A 1,378-nucleotide genomic window follows, 5' to 3' on the forward strand; every position below is an offset into this window, starting at 1 on the left:
GGACTCAGCCCTTTTAGTTTGAGCTTGATGCGGTCATGATTGTAGTAGTGAATGTATTGGCGCAGTCCATCCTGCAGTTGCTCGATGCTGGTGAACTTGTTCAGGTAGAAGAATTCGGACTTTAGGATGCCGAAGAAGCTCTCCATGGCAGCGTTGTCGAGGCAGTTACCTTTGCGCGACATACTGGGACGGACACTGTGCTGCTTGAGCATCGATCGATAGGACGCCATTTGGTATTGCCAGCCCTGATCCGAATGCAGGATCGGTCGGTCCTTGGGGCCGAGTCGAGCAAACGCCTTCTTGAGCATTTTGCTTACCATCTCGAACAACGGACGCCTGGCCATCTCGTATGCGACGATCTCGCCGTTATGCAGGTCCAGCACCGGCGAGAGGTATAGCTTCTCGCCGGCGACGCTAAATTCGGTCACATCGGTTACCCATTTCTGATTCGGACGCCCGGCGTGGAACTGCCGTTGCAACACGTTGGGCGCAACTCGGCCCACCGCACCTTTGTAAGAACGGTATTTCTTTGGCCGGACGAGAGACTTCAGGCCCATGGCTTTCATCAGGCGCTGAACCGTCTTGTGGTTGACGATCAATTCCGCTTTCCGAAGCGCCGCCGTAATGCGGCGGTAGCCGTAGCGACCTTTGTGCTGCGCAAACAGCTCACGGATTCTTGCCTTCAGTTCCGCATACCTGTCCTGCGCCTGAAGTACTGTTTGCTGATAGTAGAAGGTGCTTCGTGCCAGGCCTGCGACCTTCAACAGCCCCGCCAATGGATACTGCCGCCTTAGCTCAAGCACTATTTGCGCTTTTTGGGTTGCGCAGATTTCTTGTTCGCTTGAACTAAGGCGTCGAGTTTTTTTAGGTAGGCGTTCTCCATGCGCAGGTAGTTCAGCTCGTCAATGAGCTCCTCGCGCGTGCGCGTGCGATCACCAGATGGCTTCGGTGGCTTTGCTTTGGGAGTGGGTGGCGACATCTTCCTGGGACGCCCTTTTGGGCGCGATGACAAGGCCTCTATACCCCCTGCATCATACTGGCGTTCCCAAATGCCAATCGCACCGAAGTTGCGAATATCGAACCATGCTGCGACTTCGCGATGCGACAACCGCTGGCTTCGCATCCGCTTCAGCACGGCAAGCTTGAACTCGGCGCTGTAGTGCGTGTACTTCCGTTTGATGCTCGCCGCGCCATGCAGGCGGTATCCCGCCACCCAGCGCCGTACTGTTCCGCTGTCTATTTCATGGCGTTTGGCGATCTCACCATAGCCTGCCTGACCGTCCAGGTAGCTCTGGATAACTGTCAGCCTGAACTGCTCCGAGTACCGATACATGAAAACACCCCAAAAGTTGGTGTCCAACTTTTGGGGTGCAGTTCA

1 protein-coding gene is annotated in these 1,378 nt (G+C 55.5%); it reads right to left on the reverse strand.

Features of this window, described 5'->3' with window-relative positions:
* Positions 1-1,333 (reverse strand): IS3 family transposase gene (locus tag AC1EJR_RS27255; RefSeq protein ID WP_477147853.1). Its coding sequence is split into 2 segments (ribosomal slippage), with 1,331 coding nucleotides annotated over them: positions 1-845 and positions 848-1,333; the frame shifts between segments, so codons are not numbered across the junction. This gene is flagged as partial in the annotation.
* Positions 1,334-1,378: the final 45 nt, after the last annotated feature.

It is taken from the genome of Cupriavidus sp. 05T42, assembly GCF_056396345.1.